The organism is Actinomadura sp. NEAU-AAG7, assembly GCF_018603865.1.
In the GTDB taxonomy this organism is placed as follows: domain Bacteria; phylum Actinomycetota; class Actinomycetes; order Streptosporangiales; family Streptosporangiaceae; genus Spirillospora; species Spirillospora litoris.
This window is the reverse complement of sequence record NZ_JAHFZY010000001.1, coordinates 1,093,059-1,117,954: the sequence shown is the minus strand read 5'-3', so window position 1 is coordinate 1,117,954 and position 24,896 is coordinate 1,093,059. Positions and strand designations below refer to the sequence as shown.

Genomic DNA, 24,896 nt, shown 5'->3' with positions numbered 1-24,896 from the left:
ATCGCTCCCCGCTAGGAATGAAGGCTGCCGTTGGGGGTGGGGCGTTGGGTGGCTTGTTCGATGGCGGTCTGGACGGCCGCGACGCGGTCGGTGAGCAGGGTGAGGGCGCCGACGGCGCGGCCCACCGGGTCGTCGGTCGTGCCGCCGAGGGCCTGGGATCGCCGGTAGGCGGCCTTGACCTCGTTCCAGCGCGCCGCCTGCTCGGGGGTCGCGCGACCGCGGAGTTCGGCGAGCTTCAGGAGGTTCGCCTCGGCGTCGCCGGTGAGGGTCTGGGCTTCGGCGGCGTAGTGGTCGTCGACGAGGGTGTCGAGTTCGTCGTCGTTCATCGCCGGGACGATCCGCTCGGCGAGCTTGTTCATGTTCCGGTACGACCCCTGGAGCCGGAACGGGGGTTCGGTGCGGGAGGCGTCGTTCTGGGCGGACGAGGCGATGTAGGCGCGGTTGACCGCGAGGACGACGTCGCGGGCGTGCAGGAGTCCGCGCAGCACGGACAGGATCTGGTCCAGCTCGGCCCGGGAGTAGGGGTGGACGAGCCGGTCGGGCCGCGCGGACGGGTCGCCGTCCGCGAGCCGCACCAGGAGCCGCGGGTCGCCGGGGTCGCGGGCGGACAGCGGCGCGAGGACGGGGTTGGAGGTGAGGGCGTTCTCGACGTAGCTGAGCGCGAACAGGTCGTCGCGGCCGGACAGGACGTCGCCGAGGTTCCAGACGTCGGCGCGGTTGGCCAGCATGTCGGGTATCTGGAAGCGGGTGCCCGACTCGGTGTAGGGGTTGCCGGCCATGCAGACCGCGAAGCGTTTGCCGCGCAGGTCGTAGGTGCGGGTGCGGCCGTTCCAGGTGCCCTCGACGCGGCGCTGCGCGTCGCAGAGGGGGATGAACTTCTGGAGCAGCTCGGACGAGGTGTGCTGGATGTCGTCGAGGTAGAGCAGCACATTGGTGCCGAGCTCGAACGCGAGGTTGATCTTCTCGATCTCGCGGCGCGCGGTGGCGTCCGGTGCCCCGGCGGGGTCGAGCGAGGTGACCGAGCGGCCGAGGGCGGGGCCGCTGACCTTGATCATCAGCAGGCCGAGACGCTCGGCGACGTACTCGATGAGGGTGGTCTTGCCGTAGCCGGGCGGTGAGAGGAGCAGCAGCATCCCCATCTGGTCGGTGCGCTTGCCGGTTCCGGCCGCGCCGAGCTGCTTGGCGAGGTTGTCGCCGATGAGGGGCAGGTAGACCTCGTCGATGAGCCGGTTGCGGACGAAGGCGCTCAGCACGGCCGGTCTGTGCTCGGCGAGGCGGAGCCTGCGCTGTTCGGCGGAGATCAGTTCGGTGCGGTGGCGCTGGTAGGCGCGGTAGGCCGGGACGTGGTCGCCGCGGAAGCGGCGGACGCGCGCGAGGGTCTCGTCCAGCCGGAGGCCCAGGTCGCGGCCGGTGATCCTCGGGTGGGCGCCGAGCAGGCCGGTCACGGTGGCGGTCAGCTCGGCGTCGGAGTCGTAGCGGGTGGCGGAGGTGCCGCACAGGAGCATGGCGATCACCTCGGGATGGTCGAGCCGGTCGGTGTCCGGGGTCGCGGCGTCCAGCCACGCCTCGGCGAGGTGGTGGCGGGCGGGGAGGGAGGCGGGTTCGTCGCCGAGGGAGCGCAGGTCGTGGTCGAGTTCGTCCGACAGGGCGCCGAGTGCGGCGCGGAAGTCGCGGAGAAGGCCGCGGGCGCGGGGGCCGGTGACGAATCCCGCCGGCGACGTCGCGAGTTCCTCGAACAGGTACTCCCCCGCCAGCGCGTCGGACGGCAGGTCCAGGGCCGCGCAGAACGCGGTGACGGCGGCGTTCAGTTCGGCGCACAGGTCGTCCACGGCACGGGTCCGGCCGAAGGCGGCGCGGGCCTGGGCCAGCGAGGCGGCCCGGACCGTCCAGGCCGCGCGGGCGGGTTCGTCGGTGCCGTGGTTCCAGAAGAGCAGGGCCGCGGCCCTCGCCGCGGCGGGGTAGCGGAGCAGGGCGGCACCGGCGTGCAGGCGCAGGAGTTCGGTCAGGACGAGGGTGGCGTCGTGGTCGTGGACGCCCCGCTCGTAGCCCTCGTCGTACCGGGTCGCCGCGATGTTCCGCACCAGGTCGTACAGGCCCGACTCGGTGGCGGCGGCACGGTGGAGTTCGGCCACGGACGACTCGCCGGTCCCGGCCTCGGCGTCCAGGAGGATCGAGGCGGCCAGGTACTCGGCCCGGTACACCCGCGGGGTCTCCGACACCAGCGCCTGGTCCCAGAACGGGCGGGTCTTCTGGAACGGCTCGTCCCGTACGTCCGCGCGGTAGTCGGTGCCCGTCACGGCGAAGGCCATGGTCCCGGCGTGGGGGACGAGGGTGAGTTCGGCCGGACGGGTGTTGACGGCGAAGCGGTGGCGTCCGAGGCGGAGCGTGTCGCCGCCGTCGGCGTAGAGGTCGAGCCGGTCGCGGAGCGCGCGGCCCGCCTCCTGGCGCGCGGCCTTGACGCGGCCGTCCAGCTCTTCGGCGCGGACGTGGTCGCCGAGCGTGCGGAGTTCGGCGGCGACGCCGTGCAGGCGGGCCACCGAGGGGTCGGTGGTGAAGTAGGTGTTGACCTCGTCCGGGGAGGTGAACGCGGCGGCCCTGCGCTGGACGCCGGCGAGGATCCGCTCGGCCGACTCGGTCAGCCGTCCGGCGTGGCGGGCGCGTTCGTCCAGCAGGGCCTGCTTACGGGCGGTGAACGCCTCGTACAGGTCGGTTCGCTTGGCCTCCAGTTGCCGGAGGAAGTCGTCGAACTCGGCGAACCGGGTCTCCAGGCTCTCCACCCGCAGGAGCAGGCGTCCGAGTTGCTCGTCGCAGCGGTCGGGGGTGTCGGCCGCGGTGAGCGCGCCCGCCACGGCCTGGTCGAGCAGCGCGTGCTCGGCGGCGAACGCGGCGCGGCCCTCGGTGTCGAGCAGCGCGCGGCGGCGGGAGTCCAGCAGGGCGCGGGCGCGGTTGACGCCGGCCAGCACCGCGCCGACGCGCTCCAGGATCGCGGTGCGGACGGTCGCGTCGGCGATGTCGAGGTCGCCGACGACCTCGGTGACGATCTCCAGGCCCTCGGCCTGCGCGGCCAGCCGCTCGTGCACGGGCGCGGCCGCGGCGACGGTGCCGATGCCCTCGGCCTGGGCGGTGAGCCGGTCGATCTCGGCGTGGTAGCCGGTGAAGGCGCCGTCGCCGCGCAGGAACGCGACCGCGCCCCGGCCGGTGTCGTGCTGGGCACCGGCGAGGGCGGACGCCAGCTCGTCGACGCGGTCGTGGTCGGCGTGGCGCAGCTCGCGCAGGGTCTCCAGACGGCCCCGGGCGCGACGCAGCTCGGCGAGCCTGGCGACCCAGGCGTCGGCGGTGCCCGGGTCCTGGTCCCGCACCAGCCGGATCAGTGCCGCGACCGTGCCGGCGGCCTCCTCGACCGCCGCGTGCGCCTGCGCGGTGAGCGCCTGGACGTTGCCGTACTCGGCCAGCACCTGGTCGGCGGTCGCACGGACCTGGGTGAGCGGGGCCAGCAGGTCCCCGAGCGCCCCGTCGCCCAGCCAGTGGTAGAGGTCGGCCGCGCGGACGCAGGCGGCGATGAGCGCCTGGAACATCGCGGTGGACGGCGGCGTCTCCTCGGCCATCCGGGTCACCGCGAGGCAGTCGGAGATGCCCCGGACCAGGTCGGCGTTGCCGACGCGCTCCAGCGGTCCGGTGCCGACCGGCCGCGCGGCGGCGTGCGCGTCCGAGACGTACGGGGTCCGCCACACCTGCACGGGGTGGACGCGGGACGGCTCGTCGGACTGGGCGCGCAGCACGACGAGCGTGCCGTCGTCGAACAGCGAGTGGCCGTGGCAGGTGATCGGGGCGGCCACCTGCTCGCGGATCACGTTGTAGTGCAGCAGCAGCGACCGGCCGTCCTCGCGGGAATGGAACACATACAGGACGTCCTCGCCGTTGGGCGAGCGGACGGCCCGCTCGTACTCCAGCCCGGCGACCTCGGTGTCGAAGGTCTTGGCGGTCCCGGTGTCGAGGTAGTAGCCGCCGGGGAAGACGACGCCGCGGTCGTCCGGGAGCCGCCGGCACGCCTGCTCGATGCCGTCGAGCCGGACCACCTCCTTGGTGCGGGTGTTGAACACCAGGTGCCGCCAGGCGCTCTCGTTGTAGGGACGGATCCGCAGCAGGATCAGCGCGCCGACACGGGCATGGTGCACGTCGGCGTCGGCGAGGCTCTGCAACGGCTCCTCGACCGGCTCGGCGTGGATGCCGGCGTCCGTCCCGGTGTCGTCCTCGATCTTGACGGTGAGGGTGCCGCCGGTGGTCCCGACGAACACCTCGCCCCCGATGGAGATGTGCGGGTGGCGGCCCTGGACGTGGTCCTCGCGGGTCGTCTCCGTCCAGGCGAAGTCGTGGGACGGCGGGAAGACGTGGTCGCGCTCCCCCCGGTTGTCCAGGTAGCGGACGGTGCCGTCGGCATCCACCGACCAGCGGAGCACGCGGACGTCCTCCAGCCGCGGGCCGGTCTGGAAGACCGCCAGGAGCCGGCCGTCCAGCCGCCGAAGCTGGAGCAGCCGGGCCTGCCGGTAGTACCGGTACATCTCGGCGAAGTCCCGCTCGAACCGCGGATCGCGCAGCAGCCGCGGCGACGCGTCGGGCCCGGCCGCCGTGAAGGCGAAGCCGTTCCCGTCCCCGTCCCCGTCGCGGGCGAAGCGGTGCAGCGCGAAGACGTCGCCGACGCCCGCCTCGGCCCTGAGCCCGGTGAGCGTGTTGTAGCCGAACAGCAGGAGCCCGCCGACCGGCACGAGGTCGCGGGGCACGCAGCCGTTCCCGGTGCGGATCCGCTCCGTCCCGAGCAGGCGCAGCTCGGTGCCGCCGAAGACCTCCACGCGCCGGGCGTTGAGCGCCTCGGCGCGCTCGGCCAGCTCGGCCGCGTGGCCCGCCAGGCGGGCGCGCAGCACCTCGTAGGTGCCGTGGTCGAGCCCGGTCCCGGCGTCATCGGACGCCTTCGCCTCGGTCACATCCGCTTCTCCGGCGGCGAGCCCGCTCACAGATCCTCCTCCAGTCGTTCCACCGGCGCCCCCGCCGGCCGTTCCGCATGCCCGGCGGGGGCCGCCGGGCTCAGCCGGTCATGGTTCAGTGCGTGGCCGCGTTGGCGGCCGGCCTGGGCATCCCGGTGAGGGGCGTATCCCCGAGCGACACCTCGGCGAGCGGCATCTCGGCGACGCCCAGGTGCCGGGCCGCCTCCAGCAGTTCGCGCATCTTGCCGGTGTCCGGGCCGCCGGACCCGATCAGCCGCATCAGCAGCGCCGACAGCGTCAGGTCCCGCACGCCCGCGGTGTCGAGCGAACCCAGCAGCCGCGCCATGTCGCCCGTGAAGCTCGCCGAACCGTCCAGCCACGGGCCGGCGAGCGTCTGAGCCACCTCGCTGTTCCGCACGAACCCGTCCACGCCCTTGCCGAGCGCGATCGAGCCCATGAGGCGGTCGAGGAACACGCTCTCGCCGCCGACGATGCTGATGTCGGCCTGCTCCAGCCCGGTGGACAGCACGGCGGCCTGGGCCTCGGCGACCTGCCGCTGCGTGTCGATGCCGGCCAGCCGGACCTCCTTCTCCGCCTGGAGCCGCAGCCGGTACTCCTCGTGCCCGCGGCCGGCGTCGTCCAGGGCCGCCATCGCGGCCGCCTTCTCGGTGAGCCCCGCCGCCTCGGCCTTCGACCTCTCCCGGACGGCCGTGGCCTCGGCCAGCGCCTTCTCCTGGGTGACGGCGGCCTCGGCGCGGCCCACCTTCTCGATCGCCGCCGCGTCGCGCTCGCGCACCTGGACCGCGGCGAGCCCGGCCGCGGCGGCCTCCGCCCGCGCCCCCTCGGCCAGCCGGATCCGGGCGTCGGCGTCCAGCTCCGCGGCCTGCCGGCGGGCCTCGGCGAGCGTCAGCTCCTCGCGCGCCCGGTGGGCGGCCGCGGCCTCGGCCGCCTCGGCGGCCTTGATGTCCTTGACCAGGTTCTCCTGCGCCTCGGCCTCGGCACGGATGACCACGGCCTGGCGGGCGCGCTCGGCCTCCTCGACCGCGCGCAGCCGCTTGATGTCCTCCTCCTGCTCGGCGACGGTCCGCTCGACCGCGATCCGCTCCCGGATCACCTCGGCGATGTCCCGCTTCTGCCCCTCGACCTCCTTGTCCGCCGCGATCCGGGTCAGCTCGGTCTCCCGCTCGCGGGCGATGACCTCCAGCAGCCGGTCCTTCTCGATCCGCTCGCTCTCGATCGCGATGACCCGCTCCCGGTTCTTCTCCGCGACCGCGATCTCGCGGGACTTGTTCTCCTGCTGGACGCCGAGCTGCTCGTCGGTGCGCAGGTGCGCCGCCTGGGCGCGCAGCCGCTCCTCGGCCTGCACGCGCTGGGTCTCGGCCTCCTCGCGGGCCCGCACCGTCTCGATCTCCCGCCGCTGCCTGAGCTCGGCGTCCGCCTGGCGGCGCTCCAGCTCCAGGATCGCCTCCCGCGCCTCCACGTCCTGGCGGGCGATCTCCTTCTCCTCGTTGCGCGCGTGCTCGTTGGTGCGCACGTGCTGGATCGCGGTCAGCTCGGTGATCTTGCGGATGCCCTGGGCGTCCAGGATGTTGCTCTTGTCCAGCGACAGCAGCGACGTCTGCTCCAGGTGGTCGATCGCGGCGTCCTCCAGGCTGTAGCCGTTCAGGTCGGTGCCGATCACCTCGATGATGTGGTCGCGGAACTCGTTGCGGCGGGTGTAGAGGTCCTCGAAGTCCAGGTGCTTGCCGACGGTCTTGAGCGCCTCGGAGAACTTGGCCGCGAACAGCTCCTGCATCGTCGTCTGGTCGCTGGCGCGGGCGGTGCCGATCGCCTGGGCCACCTTCTTGACGTCCTCGACGGTCTTGTTGACCCGCACGAAGAACGTGATGCGGATATCGGCCCGGATGTTGTCCTTGCAGATCAGGCCGTCCCTGCCGGTCCGCTCGATCTCGATGGTCTTCACCGAGATGTCCATCATCTCGGCCTTGTGCAGCACCGGCAGCACGACCGCGCCGGTGAAGGTGACGTCCACCTTCTTGAGCTTGGAGACGATCATCGCCCGGCCCTGTTCGACCTTGCGGAACAGCCGGGACACCATCAGCACCAGGCCGAGGGCGATGAGCAGGGCCACGGCGAGGAGCACGCCGAGCCCGATCGTGATGACATCCATCGAGATCCCTGTCTAGGAGGAGGAGAGACGCGGGGAGGGGCGTGCGGATCAGGAGGGCGGGTGGTCCGGGGCCATCGCCGCGTCGTACGGCATGACCCAGAAGAACCCGCCCGCCGCGTCGAAATCGAAGATCAGCGCGGTGCTGCCGAAGGTGAGGGCGGTGCCGTCCGCCGCGCCCGCCACGGGAACGTCCGCCGCGGGCCGCCTGACCTGGACGGTCGCGATGGTCCCGTCGGCCGCGGTGACCTCGGCTTGGCCGAAGTCCGGCCCCACCCGTCCCGTGCGGACGACGCAGGTCCGGCCCACGAAGTCGCGCAGCGAGGTCTCCGCCCCGCCGCGGAAGACCCGGCGCAAGGGCAGGACGGCCAGCCGTGTCCCCAGCCAGGCACTCGCCGACGCCACCACCAGCACCGCGAGCGAGAGCACGACGCGCGCGGCGGTGCCGCCGATGCCGCCGAGCAGCGCCGAGCCCGCCAGGCTGACGAACCACGCCAGCGAGACCAGCGACGACACCGCCACCGTCGCCGGGACGCCGTCGAGCCCTCCCGCCACCAACAGCCCGCCGAAGCCGCCGTCCGCACCGCCGGCACCGGCCCCCGTGTCGGTGCCGGCGTCGAGGAGGTCGACCCCGAGGCCGCCGAGCAGAACCAGCGCCCAGTACCCGGCGACCACCGCCAGAGAAAAGCTGAAAAGTACCGTCGGAAAACCGAGCGCGGCGTCAATGAACTCGCCCATGTGAATGCACGCCTTCGCGTCGAGGCCATGACCGATCAGACCGCCGCACCCTGTGCGTGGCCGACAAAGAAGAGAAAGGGAAAGCGCGGCTCAGCCGAGCGCGACGGCGCGCCGAGGCTCAGCTATCGGGGAACGCCGCCGCCCAGAAGATGACACGAAGGCCGACGCGCGTGGCCGTGACCTCGGCCATCGGCTTGGGGGGACGTAGCGCGGTGAAATGGTTGCGGGGCGTCATCCGACCTCCTGATGGGAGACGTATCCTGTCTCGCCGACCAGGCTTCCCGGCACACCAGTGGTTACTTTAGCGCATTCTTTACGTCCAGGAAAAGCCCTTTCTCGGCTTTCCCGCCGCCGGCGAAAGCGCACGCTGGCGGCCGCGCACCAGCGGGTGCCGCCCGCCGTCGCCGGATCACCACCGGGCGATGAGCGGTGAGCCCGGTTCGCTCCGCCGCCAGACCTCGGTGAGGCGGACGAGGCGGGCGGGGGCGGCGATCCCGTGCACGGACGCGATCCTGCCGTCGGCGATGTCGAACGCCACGGCGCCGACGACCCCGTCGCCGAGCACGAAGAGGACGGCGGGGCCGCCGTTGACGAGCGCGTAGTGGATGGCGGGGGCGCCGCCGACGAAACGCCGTTTCGCGTCCGTGGGTTTGAAGCCGGCCCGTGCGAGGGCGGCGATCCGCAGCGGGGAGTCGTACCGGTGCGGCCGCCCGGTCAGCCCGGCGCCGTCGGAGATCGCGGTCGCGTCGTCGGTCAGCAGCGCCACCAGCCGTTCGGTGCGGCCCGAGGAAGCGGCGGCGAGGAACTCCTCGACGATCCGGCGGGCGGACGCCGGGTCCACCCCGCCGCCGTGCCGGCGCGCGGCGGTGATCCGGCGCCGGGCCCGGTGGAGGTGCTGTTGGCTCGCGGACTCGGTGATCTCCAGGATCTCGGCGATCTCGGCGTGGCCGTAGGAGAACGCCTCGCGGAGGAGGTAGACGGCCCGCTCCAGAGGCGACAGGCGCTCCATGAGGGTCAGCACGGCCAGGGAGACCGATTCGCGTTGCTCGAACGTGTCGGCCGGGCCGAGCATCGGGTCGCCGTCGAGGAGCGGTTCGGGCATCCAGGCGCCGGCGGCGCGTTCGCGGCGGGCCCGCGCCGAGCGGAGCCGGTCGAGGCACAGGTTGGTGACGACCTTGGTCAGCCACGCCTCCGGCACCTCGATCCGCCCCCGGTCGGCGGCCTGCCAGTGCAGGAACGCGTCCTGGACGGCGTCCTCGGCATCGGCGGCGGAGCCCAGCAGCCGGTACGCCAGCGAGGCCAGCCGGTTCCGGCTGGCCTCGAACCGGGTGGTGTCGAAGCGATCGGTGGCGGTGCCGTCCACACGGACCACCCTAGGCGGCTGATTCGGGACGCCCGCCGATTCCCCCGAGACTCCGCGTGGACCCGGCGAGACGGGACGAGGCCCCGCGGGCGGCGCCGCTCCGTGCCCGTTCACGTGCGGATGACCACCCGCTCCTCCGCCTCGTCCGGCGCGGCCGCGGGGGTGGCGTCCTCCGGGCCGCGGAGGACGATGCAGACGAGCAGCACGCCCATGACGGCGACGCCGATCCACATGGCCTGCTGCCATCCGTCGACGTAGGACCGCCTCGCGGCGTCGATCAGGTCCCGCGCGTACGGACCCGCGCCGCCCGACGCCTGGACGGCGTTGGCGATGCCCTCCCGGGCGGTGTCCGCGGGCCCTTGGGGGACGCCCCGCAACCGGTCGTCGATGGCGTCGCGGTACCCGGCCGAAAGGAGCGCGCCGAGCATGGCGACGCCGAGCGCGGTCCCGAACTCGCGGGTGACGTCGTTGAGGGCGGAGGCGACGCCCTGCTTGTGGCGCGGCAGCGAGCGGGTGATGGCCTCGGTGGAGGGCACCATGGAAAGGCCCATGCCGAGACCCATGACGAGGATGCCGGGCAGAATCGACCGGTAGCCGTCCTCGACGGAGACGAACAGGGCCATGAGCGCCAGGCCGACGCTGGTCAGCCCGATCCCCGCGGTCATGGTCGCGCGGGGGCCGACGCGCCCGGCGAGCCTGGGGGCCAGGCCGGAGGCCGTCATCATCGCGGCCGCCATGGGCATCAGCGCCGCCGCGGACGGCAGCGCCGACCAGCCGACCACGGCCTGGAGGAACGGGAACAGGACAACGAAGACGCCCGCCTGGACCCCGAAGACCATCACGAGCGTGATCGAGCCGACGGCCAGACCGCGCTCACCGAACAGCCGCACGTCCAGCAGCGCGGCGTCCCGGCGGCGCCGTTCCCAGACCACGAAGGCGGCCGCGGCGACGAGGCCGACGGCGAGGCCGACCAGCGTCGCGGGCGCGGTCCAGCCGCGCCGCGGGCCCTCCTGCAAGGCGAAGATGAGGGCGGCCACGGCGACGACGGACACCAGCGCGCCGACGGTGTCGAAGGCGTGGCCGGAGCGCTCGTGGGAGTTGGGAACCGACGTCAGGGCCAGGGCCAGGGCCAGGGCGACCAGCGCTACGGGCAGGACGAACTGCCAGCGCCAGTCGGCGACGTCGACGAGAAGGGCGGACAGGAACATGCCGAGGATGCCGCCGCCTCCGGCGACGCCCGTCCATACGCCGATCGCCTTGCCGCGCTGCTCCTCGGGGAAGGTGGAGGTGATGACGGCCAGGGTGATGGGCATGATCGTCGCCGCGCCGACCCCGCCGGCCACGCGCGCGGCGAGCATCACCTCCGCGGACGGGGCCAGTCCCGCCGCGACGCTCGCGACGCCGAAGACGGCCAGCCCGGTGACCAGCGTCGGCTTGCGGCCCAGGCGGTCACCGATCGCGCCGAGCGGCAGCAGCAGCGCCGACAGCGTGAGCGTGTAGACGTTGATGATCCACAGGACCGTGTCCTGCGAGGTGTCGAAGTCGACCGCCATGTGCGTCTGGGCGACGTTCAGCCCGGACACCGACGCGATGACGGCCATGAGCGCCATCGAGACGGCGACCAGGATCGCGCGCAACCGACGCGCGTCCGGTGCGGCCCCGTCGGCGGGTGCCGTCCGCGGAGGGTTCGTGACCATGGATTCCTCTCCAGAAGGGCATGCGGCATCAGCGCCGGAGCAGGTCCGGTCGCCGGGTGAAAGGGGTTGCGGGCCCTCGCCCGCCACGTCGGATGGTGGTGAGGCCCTGCGTCACGGCGAGGGCCGCGTCGGTGTCGGTGCCGTCCAGCTCCTGTCGGTTCGCTTGCTCTCGTGAGTTGAGCGGAACAGCGCCCCGATTCCTGACAGAACCGACATGTGGCATGGACCACAGCGCAGCGGGAGCACCTCCCAGCAAACCCCGTGAGGCCGCAGGGCCAGGGGCAGGAGTTCATCCCCCGGCCGCACCGGCACGTCACAGGTGCTGGGGACGGCCAGGATGCCCACCGAGAGCTTCGCGCCGACGTTCGTGGTGAGCCTCGCGCGGAAATCAGGCGCAGGAGGGTTTGAGTTTCGCCTGCATGACGTAGCCGGATAGGTGCCGGGACGGGATGGTGCCGTAGTAGCGGTAGCGGCGGGGGGCATGCTCTTCCGGGATTTCCCGGAAGAAGGTGTCGCCGGGGATCGACCGTCCGACCAGGTCGCCGTCCTCGTCGAGGACATCGGCCGCCTGCTCGACCTCGTATCGGTTCGGCCGGCAACCGGCGGTCGGGGCGGTTTCCGGTGTCGAGCGTGCGGCGTGCCGGCTCCCGAAGATCCCGCCGAGGGCCGAGGCGGCGATGATCGTGGCTACCCCCGCGAGGACGGTCCAGCGCGCCCCGACCCGCGTTCTCTGGACCCGCCGCGTCACATCGGACGTCACATCGGACGTCTCATGTCGCCGGTTCACACCTGGCACGGTCTGGTCCCGGCCGTGCTCCGCGAGTTCCCCGGGGCCGTCGAGGTCCGGGTCATCGGGCAGGGAGACGGCGCCTCGAACGTGTTGATCAGCGTCCGCGGGTCCGCTCTGGTCCACGGGGGCGCCCAGGAACGCGGCCAGGAACTCCTCTCGCTCGCCCGGCCTCCACAGATCTCGCGCGTCCGCGGCAGCGACCATTAGGTGCAGGTTCGTCGCAGATACCGGCTTCCCATGCAAATAACGCCCCAACGCGGACTTCGACACACCGAGCACGTTCGCCTGCGCCACCAGGGTACTTTTCCCTGTCCGCTGTACCAGTTGCCGCATCAACTTTCTGCGCCGCTCAGCATCCATCGGCCCCGATGAGTGGGTCCCGGTCATTTCTCATCATCCCGTCTGCGTCGATCCCGGTGGGAACCAGCAGGTCAGAGCAGTGGGCCCTGGGATGGGAATTCCCACTTCGCGCGGGGCCCGTTCCGCCGCCGCGCTGCTGCCAATCTTTACTGACCGGGCGCCGGCGTGGCGCCGAAACACCAGGCAAAGGATCGCAATTATGATCATTGGCCCTGCCCACCTCGACCGATTCGCGGTCAAGGCCGGAACCGGACTCATGCTCGCGCTCACGCTCGCGACGGGCAATGCCGCCACGGCCTCCGCGTCACCGGCGACGCCCGCGCGAAGCGCGGCCGCCACCGCGCCGGCCGCGCCCAAGGTCCACTACACCAACAGCACCTTGGTCAACAGGAACTGCAAGGTCTTCTTCAACCACCCCGCCAAGCACCGCGACGACGCCAGTTGGCCCGCCGGCCCCTCGACGGCCTCCAAGAAGGTCGGAGTCCGCTACACCGCGGCCGGCTACGCCATGGTCCGCGACCCGCAGCGGGAGAAGGCGGGCCAGGCGCCCTGGTGGGGGTGGATCAACACCAAGTGCCTGGTCGACCCGGTCGCGCGCAGATTCCCCCGCGTCTCGAAGCCGCGCGATCTGACCAGCCGTCCCGACCCGGAGGGCTACGCCCCGGCCCTGCCCGACCGCCATGCCACCCGCGGCGACAACACCATCACCATCGTGGACATCACCCCCGCGGCCAGGCCCCTGCACGGGCGCGTGACGGTCACGTCCCCCGGCACCCTCCGCAACGGAGCCAAGAAGTACGCGATCGGCGCGGTCGACACGGGCTGGACCTTCCGCATCACCCGCAAGCACTGCCGCCGCCAGGACGGCCGCCCCTACGGCCGCAAGCAGTGGGTCTACGGCTACTCACCCAACGCGCGTCGCTACGGATGGGTGCAGGCCCACCACATGTCGGCCTGCATCGGCTGACCCGGCCACCGATCCCGCCCGCCCCACGAACACCCTGATGCGACGGTGCCGCCACATGAGCCGGGCGGCACCGTCGCGGCCGATCGCCCAGGGTCGGCCATGCGGGGGCGGCGGGCGGCTATCAACGTTTTGTTGACAACAATATGTTGATGGCCCAGGGTGGGTCGCATGGAGAACGCAGACGCCGACCACGAGTCGGCCGCCCGCGAGGCGGATGCGCGCCAGCGGTTGCTGGACGCGGGCGCCTCGTCCCTTCCCCGGGCACCCTGGCTGCACGGGAACCAGCCGCCCTCGGCGGTCGACCTGATCCGCTTCGCCCTGTGGCAGGACGGCTCCGGCGGTGGCGACGAGCGTGCCGTGGAGGCGGCCCTGACCCTGCTGGCGGCCGCGCGGGCCGAGGTGGACCAGGTGGAGGCCGCGCTGATGTTCACCGCACGCTCGCACGGCCTGTCGTGGCCGCGGATCTCCCGCGCGATGGGCCTGGCCTCCCCCCAGGCCGCGCAGCAGCGGTTCGGCCGGGTGACGGGCCGCGTCGAGGACCGTCGAGGGGGTGCTTGAGATGACGTATCCGTCCGCCCCGGAGGACCTGGCCCTCCACGGCGTCCGGGTGCTGGGCTTTCCGACGGCGTCCCGCGTCGCCGCCCGCTACGGGCTGGACGCCGACGCCGTCCAGGAGGCACTGCTGGACTTCGAGGCCCGGGGCTGGGTTCGCAGGTCGAGCTTCGCCGGCAGCTCCGGCTGGTCGCTGAGCGACGCCGGCCGCGCGGAGAACGAGAGGCGGCTGGCCCGCGAACTCGACCGGGCGGGTGCCCGGGAGGCCGTGACCAGCGCGCACACCGCCTTCGTGCCTCTGAACCGACGCTTCGGCAAAGCCTGCACCGACTGGCAGATACGGCCGAGCCGGACCGATCGCATGGCCTCCAACGACCACACCGACTGGCCCTGGGACGAACGGGTCCTGCGGACGCTGGCGAGCGTGGGCACGTCGTTCGCCGAACTATGCGGTCGACTCAGCGAGTGCCTGGCCCGCTTCGACGGCTACGCCGACCGTTACTCCTCGGCGCTCCAGAAGGTCGATCTGGGACAGCGCGTCTGGGTCGACGGCCACGACCGGGACTCGTGCCACATGCTGTGGGTCCAGTTCCACGAGGACCTTCTCGCCACCCTCGGGATCCCGCGAGGGTCCGACACCTGACGGCCTCCGCCCCGGCCGGCTCCCATGTGCTTGCTAGTCGGTGTTGCTAAGTACCGGTAGTCGGTGTTACTTTGTAGCAGTAGTCAGCGCTACCGAGTAGCTGGAAGGGGGGTCATGGACAAGCAGGTCACGGAGATGCTCAAGGGCACGCTGGAGGGCTGCGTACTTGAGATCATCGGCGCCGAGGAGACCTACGGGTACGCCATCACGCGGCGGCTGAACGAGCTCGGCTTCGCCGATGTCGTCGAGGGGACGGTCTACACCATCCTGCAGCGGCTGGAGAAGAACGGCCTCGTCCAGGCGACCAAGCGGCCGTCGGAGTTGGGGCCGCCGCGCAAGTTCTACGCGCTCAACGACGCGGGACGCGAAGAACTCGAATCGTTCTGGGCGAAGTGGGAGTACATCACCTCGCGGATCGAGAAGCTCAAGGAGGGCGGAAGATGAAGTTCTGGGAGACCGTGACGGGCGGCGACCTCACGAGGGAATGGAAGGCGTTCGAGGTCCGGGCCGAGGCACTGCCCTCCGGCCATCGGGCGGCATGGGAAGAGATCAAGGGCCATATTCTTCCCTATTCGAACTTCACCGGCCGGAACCTGATGCCGATTCTCGACGGTGCCCTGGGGCTGCTCGAAGAGTCCGCCGCCGACGGGCAGAGCGTCGAGGAGGTGCTGGGCGACGACATCGCAGGCTTCTGCGCGGCGCTGGCCGGCGGCGACGGGGCCCGGGGCTACCGCGACCGGTGGCGCGAGCAGTTGAACAGGAACGTCGCAAGGAAACTGGACCGGCTGGAAGGCTGACATGGGCATCCGAGACATCATCGAAGGCAAGAAGCAGTGGCGGACGCACATGGCCCGGGTCAAGGCGCTGCCGCCGGACTACCAGATCGTCTACAAGGAGATCCAGAAGTACCTCTTCAAGGTCGGACCGGTCGACCTGGTCGAGGGGAACCTGCTCTCTGAAATGCTCGAATTCTTCGAGGAGGGCGTCGCGTCCGGGAAAGGGGCCCGGGAACTCCTCGGCGAGGACATCGCCGCCTTCTGCGATGAACTGATCAAGGACTCGCGCACCTACGCGGACATCTATCAGGAGTCCGTCAGGGAAAAGCGCCGCACGACCGGAAAGTAGCACCCGCGACCGGTGCCCGCGCCGGTCCCCGCACGTCCACAGCCCGCCTGCCGCGTCGCGCGGCCACTACGCCGGCTGTCCGCCGCGGTCGCCCGCGCCCCCCGCCCGGTGAGATCCCGGTCGCGTTCATCATCGGACGCGACCGCCTGGGCCCCGTCCGCCCATCCCGCGTCCCCGAGGCGACCCGCTCCCCCCGAGTGCCGACTCCTCCATCACCCATGCCCGAGCCCGGCGTCCTCCCACGGCGGCCGCGCCTTACCCGCTGCTTCGAAGGAGCACCATCATGACCAGCGCGATCGCGGTCACCGGACTGCGCAAATCCTATGGCGACAACCTCGTGCTCGACGGCATCGACCTGACCGTCGCCGAGGGGACGATCTTCTCCCTGCTCGGGCCCAACGGGGCCGGCAAGACCACCACCGTCCAGATCCTGTCCACCCTGATCGGCGCCGACGGCGGCGACGTCCGGGTGGCGGGCCACGACCTGGCCACCTCTCCTCAGGCGGTCCGCGCGTCCATCGGCGTCACCGGCCAGTACTCGGCCGTGGACAAGCTCCTCACCGGCGAGGAGAACCTCATGCTGATGGCCGACCTGCACCACCTGCGGCGGCGCGAGGGCCGCCGGCTCGCGGCGCGGTTGCTGGAGCAATTCGACCTCGTCGAGGCCGCCGGGAAGCCCGCGTCCACCTATTCGGGCGGCATGGCCCGCCGGCTGGACCTGGCGATGACGCTGGTCGGCGACCCGCGCGTCATCTTCCTGGACGAGCCCACCACGGGCCTGGACCCGCGCAGCCGCCGCACCATGTGGCAGATCGTCCGCGACCTGGCCGGAAGCGGGGTGACGATCTTCCTCACCACGCAGTACCTGGAGGAGGCCGACCAGCTCGCCGACCAGATCGCGCTGCTCGACCACGGGACGCTGATCGCCGAAGGGTCACCCGCGGAGCTCAAGCGGCTCGTTCCCGGCGGGCACGTGTCCCTGCGGTTCACCGACGACGGCGCGCTCACCGGCGCGCTCACCGCGCTCGGCGCCGGTTTCCTCGACACCTCCGACGACGACCGCCTCACGCTGCAGGTCCCCTCCGACGGCGGGGTCGCCTCGCTGCGCACCCTGCTCGCCCGGCTGGAGGCCGCCGGCATCGAACCGGCCGACCTGGCCGTGCACACCCCCGACCTCGACGACGTCTTCCTCACCCTCACCGGCAACCCCAAGGACAAGGACGCAGTCCGATGACCACCGCCACCGCCGCCACCGTCCGCACCCGCACCCTGGCCGACTCGGCGACGATGATCCGCCGGCGCCTGAAGCACATGCTGCGCTACCCCGCCATGACGGTGCAGCTCATCGGCATGCCGGTGGTCCTGCTGCTGCTGTTCGTGTACGTCTTCGGCGGCACGCTCGGAAACGGGCTCGGCGGCGGGGGCCGCGGCCAGTACCTCGACTACGTCACCCCCGGCATCATCCTGATGACCACGGTCGGCGCCGCCACCAGCACCGCCATCTCGGTGGCCATGGACATGGCCGCGGGGATCGTCGCCCGGTTCCGGACGATGGCCATCTCCCGGGCGTCGATCCTCATCGGACACGTCATCGGCAGCATGATCTCCATCGCGGTCAGCATCGTGGTCGTCATCGGCGTCGCCCTGGCGATCGGCTTCCGGCCCAACGCCGACCCCGTCGAGTGGCTGGCCACCGCGGGCTTCCTGGCCGTGTTCGTCTTCGCGCTCACCTGGCTGGCGGTCGCGCTCGGCCTGGCGGCCAAAAACCCCGAGGGCGCCAGCAACGCGCCCCTGCTGCTGATGCTCCTGCCGTTCTTCGGCAGCGGCTTCGTGCCCACCGACTCGATGCCGACCGCCCTGCGCTGGTTCGCCGAGTACCAGCCGTTCACCCCGGCCATCGAGACGCTGCGCGGCCTGCTGACGGGCGAGGCCATCGGCGACAGCGCCTACCAGTCCCTCGCCTGGTCCGCGGGCATCGCCCTGGTGGGCTTCCTAGGGTCTATGTGGCTGTTGGGCCGCGCCCCCGGCCGGTGACCGCACCCGAACCGGCCGCGGCCGTCAGACCAGCCGGTCTGACGGCCGCGGCCGCCGAGTCCGGGCGTTGAGGTCGTTTTCTTGCCGGAGGACGGGTAACGCGGCGGTGTAGGGCTAGTCGTAGGCCCTGACTACTCCTGGAAGGACGCTCGATGCCCATCGCGCTCGCGCATCGTTCCCATCTGGTGCTGGACAGCCCCGTCGGTCCGCTCACGCTCGTCGCGACCGGCGGCGCCCTCTCCGGGCTCTATATGGAGCACCAGGCGTACCGGCCGGCGGAGGAGGTGTTCGGACGGCCGGCGGCCGATCCCGGGACCGCGCCGTTCGGCGCCGCGGCCGAGCAGCTCGCCGCCTACTTCAAGGGGCGGCTGACGAGCTTCGACCTGCCGCTGCTGCTGCACGGGACGCCGTTCCAGCGGCGGGTCTGGGCCGCGCTGCGGCGGATCCCCTACGGCGGGACCGTCACCTACGGGCGGCTCGCCGCGTTGATCGGAAGCCCCACCGCCTCGCGGGCCGTCGGCCTGGCCAACGGACGCAACCCGATCGGTGTGATCGTCCCCTGCCATCGCGTCGTCGGCTCGTCCGGCGGCCTCATCGGCTACGGCGGCGGCCTCGACCGCAAGCGCTTCCTGCTCGACCACGAGTACGGGACGCTGGCGGGGAGCGCGGCCGCCGTGGAGCCGGAAGGGCTCTGTCTCTCATGGTGACCACGGATCGGAAGGCGCCGCCGGAGGATCCGGCGGCGGTGCGGGTGCTGTGCGCGCTGGAGGGCGGCCGGGTGCTGCCGGTCAGCGCGATCTCCGCGGACAGCGGGATCCCGGTCGCCGCCGTGCGGGGCCGGTTGCGTGAGCTGGGCGACGCGGGGCTGGTGACCAAGGTGCGGCACGGCGACTACCGCTACTACCGGCTGTCCGGGCCGGGCGCGGCGGCGATCGCCGGACGGCGGGCGGGGACGCCGCCGCCCGCGTCCCTGCGGGTCGGGACGCGGGCCTACGCGTTCCGGCAGGCGCGGAGCTGCTACGGCCATCTGGCGGGACGGCTCGGCTGCGCGCTGACCGGCTCCCTCATCGAGGCGGGTCACCTGGCCGGGCATGATGGGACGGTCGATCTGGAGCGGCTCGGCGCCGCCAGGACGGTCGCGGGCGCGCTCGACCCGATCGGGTACGCGCTGACCGCGTCGGGTGCCGCGCTGTTCCGGGGGCTCGGCGTCAGGCCGCCGGTCGACCGGGCGGTCCGGTGCTGTGTCGACTGGTCGGAGCAGCGGCACCATGTGGCCGGGAGCGTGGGGCGGCTGCTGCTGGCCCGGTTCGTGAACCTCGGCTGGCTGGTGCCCGGCGGGCCGCGCCGGGTGCTGGCGGTGACCGCGGAGGGGCGCCGGGCGTTCGCCTCCCGGTTCGGTGTCGAGACCCCGGTCGGGTGACGACGAGCGAGGGCCCGGCGGATCGGTGATCCGCCGGGCCTTCGTCGCGCTCAGGTGTCCCGTGCTCAGGTGTCCACGGTGACGCCGTAGGTGTCGAGCCAGGCGTTGAGCGACAGCGGCACCTCCAGGTCGATGCGGGTGATCTGCGTGCTGTTCTCGGTGATGGGCCCCTCCAGCCGCCGCCGGACGCGGTCGGCGTCGAGCAGGGCCATCACCGGGCCGTCGGCGGCGACGACCTCCGCGAGCTTGTCGCGCAGGTTCTTCTCGTAGCCGGAGTCCTGCGTGCTGGGGTAGGGGGCCTTCACGCGCTCGACGATCGAGTTCGGCAGGACGTCCCTGGTGGCGGCGCGGAGCAGGCTCTTCTCCCGGCCGTCGAAGGTCTTCATCGCCCACGGCGCGTTGAAGACGTAGTCCACGAGCCTGTGGTCGCAGAACGGCACCCGCACCTCCAGGCCCGTCGCCATGCTCATGCGGTCCTTGCGGTCGAGCAGGGTGTTGAGGAAGCGGGTGAGGTTGAGGTAGCCGATCTCCCGCATCCGCCGCTCCAGGCCCGTCTCGCCCGGCAGGACCGGCACCTCGGCGAGCGCGTCGAAGTACGCGGCGCGCCGGTAGCCGGGGATGTCGAGGGTGTTCAGGAGGCCGCCGTCGAACAGCGGCGTCCCGTCGTAGAACGGGCCTGGGGTGGAGGTGAGCCAGGGGAAGGTCTCGGCCGTCAGCACCTCCGGGTCGTGGAACCAGCTGTAGCCGCCGAACAGCTCGTCGGCGGACTCGCCGGACAGCGCCACGGTCGAGCGCTCGCGGACGGCGCGGAAGAGCAGCAGCAGCGAGGGCCACAGGTCCCCGTACCAGACGGGCGGCAGGTCGGTGGCGGCGAGGACGGCCGCGCGCACGCTCGGGCGGCTCAGGTCGTCGCTGTCGAGGAGGATCTCGGAGTGGTCGGCCGCGACGTGCTCGGCCAGGTCGCGCACGAACGGCGCGTCGGGCGTGCTCCGCAGCGGGTCCGGGACGAAGCTCTCCGCGGCGCCGACGAAGTCGACCGAGAACGAGCGGACCGGTCCGGCCCCCTCGGCGGCCAGGGCCTTCGCGGCGAGCGCGGTGACGGCCGAGGAGTCCAGGCCGCCCGAGAGCAGGCTGCACAGCGGCACGTCGGAGATGAGCTGCCGGGTGACGATGTCCTCCAGCAGATCCCGGACGGTCCGGACCGTCTTGTCGAGGTCGTCGGTGTGCTCGCGGGCCTCCAGGGCCCAGTACCGGTGCTTGGTGAGCCCCTCGCGGCGCACCTTGACGAAGTGGCCGGGGCGGACCTCGTGCATCCCGGTGAAGATGGCGTGCTCGGGGGTCTTGACCATGTCGAGCAGCTCGCGCAGGCCATCGGTGTCGATCCGGCGGGGCACGAGCGGGTTGGCGATGATGCCCTTCGGCTCGGACGCGAAGATGACGCCGTCGCCCGTCTGGAAGTAGTAGAGCGGCTTGACGCCCATCCGGTCGCGGACGAGCAGCAGCTCCTCGCTGCGGAGGTCCCAGATCCCGAACGCGTACATGCCGTTCAGTTTCTCGACGAGGCCCTCACCCCATTCGAGATAGGCCCGGAGCACCACTTCGGTGTCGCTTTTCGTGTGGAAGGCGTGCCCGCGCGAGGCGAGTTCCGAGCGCAGCTCCCGGTAGTTGTAGACCTCGCCGCTGAAGGTCAGCACGGCCAGTTCCCGGCCGTCCTGCTCGGCGACCATCGGCTGCCGGCCGCCCTCCAGGTCGATGACCGACAGGCGGCGGTGCCCGACCCCGCCGTGCCGGTCGACCCATATCCCTTCGTCGTCGGGGCCACGGCAGTCCATGGTCCTGGTCATGAGTTGCAGGGTCGCACGCTCCAGCGTGAGATCCCGGTCGAATCCGGCCCAGCCCACGATGCCACACATGCGCGATCTCCTCTTCTGTTCCAGCAGGTCATGCGGCGGATGAATCGGGCACACGAAAGTGCCGATGATTTCGGATGATGTTCGTTGGAACGAATGGCCCCATGGCGCCGGGCCCCTCCGGAGACGGGCACCAAGCTAACCCATCGGTGCCCGCTCCGGCATCCGTGTGCTCACGCGTTCTCCGGCCATGGGACGCGTTTCGCGAAGTGCATCCACACCGTGACGACCATAAGGACGGCGGCCATTCCGCCGAGCACCATGACGGTCGAGGGAGAGGTGTGGTCCACGGTTATGCCGCCGACCAGCGCACCCGTGGAGAGCGTCGCCTGGAACGAGGCCGTGAAGAGCACGGACGCCGCCTCAGGCGCGTGCGGCGCGGATTTGAGGAACCAGGTCTGCGAGCAGACCGGGATCGTTCCGTAGCCGATCCCCCAGATGACGAGCAGGACCAGGGCACCGGCGTCCCATCCGCCGAGGACGGGCAGCAGCAGGGTCGCGCAGGCGATCATCGCGGTGGCGGCGCCGAACGTGGCGCGCGGATAGCGGCCGACGATCGAGCCGCCCGCGAAGTTGCCGGCGATGCCGGCCACCCCGTACGTCAGCAGGAACACCGTGATCATGCTGGAACCGACGTGCGTGACCTGCTCCAGGAAGGGCGTGACGTAGGTGTAGGTCCCGAAGTGCGCCATCACCACCAGGAACGTCAGGAGGAGCCCGACCCTCGTGTTGGTGCTGCGGAACATGCCGCGCAGGACGCTCAGGCGGGTGACCTGCTCGGCCGGGAGCCGCGGGACGAACGCGACCGTCGCGGCGAGCACGGCCGAGGTCAGCGCGCCCATGACCACGAAGCTCACGCGCCATCCGGCGAGGTCGCCGATGAAGGTGCCGGCGGGCACGCCGAGCACCGATCCGAGCGGGACGGAGGAGAAGATCACCGCGGTCGCCCGGGTGACCGACTCGGGCGGCACCAGCCGCTCGGCGAGCCCGGCCGCGATCGACCAGAAGCCCCCGATGGTGATCCCGACCATCACCCGGGAGATCAGCATCACCCAGAAGGCGGGCGCGGCGGCGGCGAGGAAGTTCGCGGCGGCGAGCAGCACCATGAAGGCGCACAGCATCACGCGCCGGTCGAGTCTCGCGGTCGCGACCGTGAGCGTCGGCGCCGATACGGCGGCGAGATATCCCGGCATGGTCATCATCAGACCGGCCGTTCCGTCCGAGATCGTGAAACTGGATCCGATCGAGGTCAGCAGACCGATCGGAAGGATCTCGGTGGTGACGATCGAGAAGATTCCCATCATCACCGTGACGACGGCTAGCCAGCCTAGCAACGGCGATCGAGTCGATACGGCGGGGCCGCCGACTGTCGTGGTGGCTGTGGACATGGCATCCATTTCTGTCGTTGTCTCGTCACTGGCCGTACGCATCAGTAGAGCAGCCGCCGCGAAGGCATGTCTGGCAGGTTCGCGACACCAACATCGCGCCCGATCCAATGCGAAAAACGTTTCAGAGCACGGTTGGTCAGACACTGTTCCCGGCTTCCGGAGAGCCTCTCCGGTCGATGGGCGAAGGCCGCGGGAGATTTCGGCCCTGAAGGGCGAGTGGGGATTTTCCTCAGTTGTTCGCGGCGCGTATGGCTCGCGCGGCGCCGCGTCCCTACTCGCTCGCGGCGTTCGCTTCCTCGCGCGGCGGGTCCGTGCGGCAGAAGTGCGCGAACGCCGCCGCCCGCCGGGTCAGCCGCGCCCCGGCGGCGCGCGCCAGCACGACGCGCATCGGCACGACGGGGTCGCCGATCGGCCGGACCTCCACCGGCAGCCCCTCGTAGCTGACGCCCACCCTCGGCCGCTGGATCAGCAGCGAGTACCCGGCGCCGCGGGCGACCAGGCTGCGCACCATCTCAAAGCTCGCCGTGCGGTGCCGGATCGCCGGGTCCACCCCCGCCCCGGCGAGCAGCCCGGTGAAGTAGTCCATGCTCGGCGGCACGTCCAGCATGACCATGTCGTGGCCGGCGAGGTCGGCCAGCGCGACCGTGTCCCGGCGGGCCAGCGGGTGCGCGGGCGGCAGCAGCACATGCGGGCTGGCCTCGTACAGGACGTCGTACTCGATGTCCTGCCGGATGCTCGTCTCATACAGCACCGCCAGTTCGCAGCGCCCGTCGAGCAGGAGCTCCTGGAGCTCGTCGAGCGACCCCTCGGCCAGGTCGACCGTCACGTCCGGGTGGACGGCGCGGAAGTCCTCCAGCAGGCGCGGCACCAGGAACGGCGCGATCGTGGTGAAGCAGCCGACCTTGAGCCGTCCGGCGAGGGTGCGGCCCACCGCGGCCATGCCCGCCCGCAGCTCGTCGGAGCAGGCCAGCAGCGCGCGGGCCTCGGGCAGCAGCAGCCGCCCGGCCTCGGTCAGCGTCAGCCCCTTGGCCTTGCGGCGGAGCACGAGCGCGACCCCGAGCTGCCGTTCCAGCTCCGATATCCCCATCGAGACCGCCGACTGCGAGACGTGCAGCCGGCCGGCCGCCGCCGTCATCGTGCCGGACTCGGCGGCGGTCACGAAATAGTCGAGCCGGCGCAGGCTGATCCGTTCTGTCATCACGGCCTCCGGCCCCCGCGGGGGCGGGTATTCGCATTACCGGGGTTCAATGGAACCATTATGCGCTTTTCGGCTCCCGGCGGCTGAAACATACTGGCCCCATCGAGCCGAGGAGGGTTCTTCATGACGAGCGCCGAAACTGCCTCGTGTCCCGTACACCAGAACTTCGATCCGCTGGAGGAGACCTATCTGGCCGATCCGTATCCGACCATGTCCGCCGTACGGGCCGAGGTCCCGGTGTTCTATTCACCGGAGGTCGACATGTGGGTGGTGACCCGCTACGGCGATATCGAGTCCGTGTTCAAGGACCCCGGGTCCTACTCCGCGTCGATCGGGCAGCGGCCGGTCTTCCCGCTGACCGACGAGGCGCGGGAGATCGTGCGGGGCGGCTTCCACGCCACGCCGGTGATGTCGGACTGCGATCCGCCCCGGCACACGCGCATCCGCAAGCACAACATGAAGGGCTTCTCGGCCCGGCGCACCGCCGTGCTGGAGCCCAAGGTGTGGGCGAAGGCCACCGAGCTGGTCGACGCGATCGAGCCGGGCCGGGTGGACCTCGTCTCGGCGGTGACCTACCCGCTCCCCGCGTACATGATCTTCACCTTCATCGGGTTCCCCGACGCGGACATGGACATGCTGAAGCGGTGGTGCGGCAACCGCATGCTGTTCAGCTGGGGGCGGCCGAGCCCCGAGGAGCAGAAGGACATCGCGGGCAACATGGTGCGCTACTGGCGCTACTGCGAGGAGTTCGTCGCGGACCGCGCGAAGAACCCGCGCGACGACTTCACGAGCGACCTGGTCCGGATCCACCGGGACGACCCGGAGGCCGTGTCGCTGGAGGAGATCGTCAACGTCGCCTACGGGCTGAGCTTCGCCGGGCACGAGACCACCACCAACTACACCAGCAACATCATCCGCAGGCTGCTCACCCACCGCTCCCAGTGGGAGGACGTCTGCGCCGACCGGGAACTGGTCACCGACGCCATCGAGGAGGGGCTGCGCTATGACAGCAGCATCATCGCGTGGCGGCGGATCACCACGCGCCCGGTCACGCTGGGCGGCGTGGACATCCCCGAGGGCGGGAAGATCATGCTGCTGCTCGGGGCGGCGAACCGCGACCCGGAGGTGTTCCACGCTCCGGAGAGCTTCGACATCCACCGCGACGACTCCCGGTCCCATCTCGCGTTCGGCAAGGGGATCCATTTCTGCCTGGGCGCCGCGCTCGCCCGCATGGAGGCGCGCATCGTGCTGGAACTGCTGGCCGAGCGCGCACCGGGGATGACGCTGGTGGAGGAGCAGGAGTACACCTTCCCGGCCAACATCTCCTTCCGGGGGCCCCGGCGCCTGCTGGTCGACTGGCCCGCCGCCACCTGACCGCCCGCGCCGCTCCGAGCACGCCCTCCCGCGCGTCCCACCCCCCGTGGCGCCGGGAGGGCGTCCCGCGTGTTCCAGACAATGGCCGCCGCCCGGCCCCCGAAAGGCGTGCGCTTTTGTTCGGGCCCAATCACCGGGGCCCAAAAGATTGGGCGCAGGTACACAAATCAAGAGGGCATGTATAGGCTTGG

General features: G+C 71.6%; 20 protein-coding genes. 11 read left to right on the top strand and 9 right to left on the bottom strand.

Annotated elements, in window-relative coordinates; genetic code table 11:
• Nucleotides 1-11: 11 nt before the first annotated feature.
• The 6 genes from KLI87_RS05215 to KLI87_RS05190 all read right to left on the bottom strand — a co-directional run bounded on the left by KLI87_RS05215 (nt 12) and on the right by KLI87_RS05190 (nt 12,028).
• The gene (locus KLI87_RS05215; protein ID WP_374225415.1) at nt 12-5,009 is read right to left on the bottom strand and encodes a DNA repair ATPase; all 4,998 of its coding nucleotides are present in this window, start codon (nt 5,007-5,009) and stop codon (nt 12-14) included.
• Nucleotides 5,010-5,094: 85 nt separating this feature from the next.
• On the bottom strand, nt 5,095-7,149 hold the full coding sequence (locus KLI87_RS05210) for a flotillin family protein (protein WP_214616018.1): 2,055 nt from the start codon (nt 7,147-7,149) through the stop codon (nt 5,095-5,097).
• A 48-nt stretch (nt 7,150-7,197) separates the two neighbouring features.
• Entirely contained in the window at nt 7,198-7,884 is a 687-nt protein-coding gene (locus KLI87_RS05205; RefSeq protein ID WP_214616017.1) for a hypothetical protein, read from the bottom strand.
• A 409-nt stretch (nt 7,885-8,293) separates the two neighbouring features.
• Complete coding sequence (locus KLI87_RS05200; RefSeq protein WP_308165852.1) at nt 8,294-9,247, bottom strand: sigma-70 family RNA polymerase sigma factor; 954 nt, start codon at nt 9,245-9,247, stop codon at nt 8,294-8,296.
• Between the two features lie 110 nt (nt 9,248-9,357).
• Nucleotides 9,358-10,944, bottom strand: coding sequence for an MFS transporter (locus KLI87_RS05195; RefSeq protein ID WP_214616015.1), 1,587 nt, complete (start codon nt 10,942-10,944; stop codon nt 9,358-9,360).
• A gap of 388 nt (nt 10,945-11,332) precedes the next feature.
• The gene (locus KLI87_RS05190; protein ID WP_156214591.1) at nt 11,333-12,028 is read right to left on the bottom strand and encodes a hypothetical protein; all 696 of its coding nucleotides are present in this window, start codon (nt 12,026-12,028) and stop codon (nt 11,333-11,335) included.
• Between the two features lie 265 nt (nt 12,029-12,293).
• Between KLI87_RS05190 and KLI87_RS05185 the strand changes: the two genes are divergently transcribed.
• The 10 genes from KLI87_RS05185 to KLI87_RS05140 all read left to right on the top strand — a co-directional run bounded on the left by KLI87_RS05185 (nt 12,294) and on the right by KLI87_RS05140 (nt 18,835).
• Entirely contained in the window at nt 12,294-13,061 is a 768-nt protein-coding gene (locus KLI87_RS05185; protein ID WP_156214592.1) for a hypothetical protein, read from the top strand.
• 168 nt (nt 13,062-13,229) lie between these two features.
• On the top strand, nt 13,230-13,619 hold the full coding sequence (locus KLI87_RS05180; protein ID WP_214616014.1) for a DNA-binding protein: 390 nt from the start codon (nt 13,230-13,232) through the stop codon (nt 13,617-13,619).
• A gap of 1 nt (nt 13,620) precedes the next feature.
• Complete coding sequence (locus tag KLI87_RS05175; RefSeq protein ID WP_214616013.1) at nt 13,621-14,256, top strand: transcriptional regulator; 636 nt, start codon at nt 13,621-13,623, stop codon at nt 14,254-14,256.
• A gap of 114 nt (nt 14,257-14,370) precedes the next feature.
• A complete protein-coding gene (locus KLI87_RS05170) occupies nt 14,371-14,700 on the top strand; it encodes a PadR family transcriptional regulator (protein WP_156214595.1) in 330 nt (109 codons plus the stop codon).
• Entirely contained in the window at nt 14,697-15,053 is a 357-nt protein-coding gene (locus KLI87_RS05165; RefSeq protein WP_156214596.1) for a DUF1048 domain-containing protein, read from the top strand. The genes KLI87_RS05170 and KLI87_RS05165 overlap by 4 nt, the downstream gene beginning before the upstream one ends.
• 1 nt (nt 15,054) lies before the next feature.
• The gene (locus KLI87_RS05160; RefSeq protein ID WP_156214597.1) at nt 15,055-15,381 is read left to right on the top strand and encodes a DUF1048 domain-containing protein; all 327 of its coding nucleotides are present in this window, start codon (nt 15,055-15,057) and stop codon (nt 15,379-15,381) included.
• A gap of 283 nt (nt 15,382-15,664) precedes the next feature.
• Nucleotides 15,665-16,615, top strand: coding sequence for an ATP-binding cassette domain-containing protein (locus KLI87_RS05155; protein ID WP_214616012.1), 951 nt, complete (start codon nt 15,665-15,667; stop codon nt 16,613-16,615).
• The gene (locus KLI87_RS05150; protein WP_214616011.1) at nt 16,612-17,415 is read left to right on the top strand and encodes an ABC transporter permease; all 804 of its coding nucleotides are present in this window, start codon (nt 16,612-16,614) and stop codon (nt 17,413-17,415) included. Before KLI87_RS05155 ends, KLI87_RS05150 begins: the two co-directional genes overlap by 4 nt.
• 152 nt (nt 17,416-17,567) lie before the next feature.
• A complete protein-coding gene (locus tag KLI87_RS05145) occupies nt 17,568-18,122 on the top strand; it encodes a methylated-DNA--[protein]-cysteine S-methyltransferase (RefSeq protein ID WP_214616010.1) in 555 nt (184 codons plus the stop codon).
• Nucleotides 18,116-18,835 carry a helix-turn-helix transcriptional regulator gene (locus tag KLI87_RS05140; protein ID WP_214616009.1) on the top strand — a complete coding sequence of 240 codons (720 nt, stop codon included), beginning with the start codon at nt 18,116-18,118 and terminating at the stop codon, nt 18,833-18,835. Before KLI87_RS05145 ends, KLI87_RS05140 begins: the two co-directional genes overlap by 7 nt.
• 65 nt (nt 18,836-18,900) lie before the next feature.
• On the opposite strand, the gene asnB is transcribed toward KLI87_RS05140, so the two are convergent.
• The 3 genes from asnB to KLI87_RS05125 all read right to left on the bottom strand — a co-directional run bounded on the left by asnB (nt 18,901) and on the right by KLI87_RS05125 (nt 23,331).
• On the bottom strand, nt 18,901-20,748 hold the full coding sequence (gene asnB / locus KLI87_RS05135) for an asparagine synthase (glutamine-hydrolyzing) (RefSeq protein WP_214616008.1): 1,848 nt from the start codon (nt 20,746-20,748) through the stop codon (nt 18,901-18,903).
• 170 nt (nt 20,749-20,918) lie between these two features.
• Nucleotides 20,919-22,049, bottom strand: coding sequence for an MFS transporter (locus tag KLI87_RS05130; protein ID WP_246249343.1), 1,131 nt, complete (start codon nt 22,047-22,049; stop codon nt 20,919-20,921).
• A 355-nt stretch (nt 22,050-22,404) separates the two neighbouring features.
• The gene (locus KLI87_RS05125; protein WP_156214604.1) at nt 22,405-23,331 is read right to left on the bottom strand and encodes a LysR family transcriptional regulator; all 927 of its coding nucleotides are present in this window, start codon (nt 23,329-23,331) and stop codon (nt 22,405-22,407) included.
• 123 nt (nt 23,332-23,454) lie between these two features.
• Here KLI87_RS05125 and KLI87_RS05120 point away from each other — a divergent pair, with 123 nt between their 5' ends.
• Nucleotides 23,455-24,705 (top strand): cytochrome P450, encoded by a 1,251-nt coding sequence (locus KLI87_RS05120; RefSeq protein ID WP_156214605.1) that lies wholly within the window; start codon nt 23,455-23,457, stop codon nt 24,703-24,705.
• Nucleotides 24,706-24,896 lie beyond the last annotated feature (191 nt).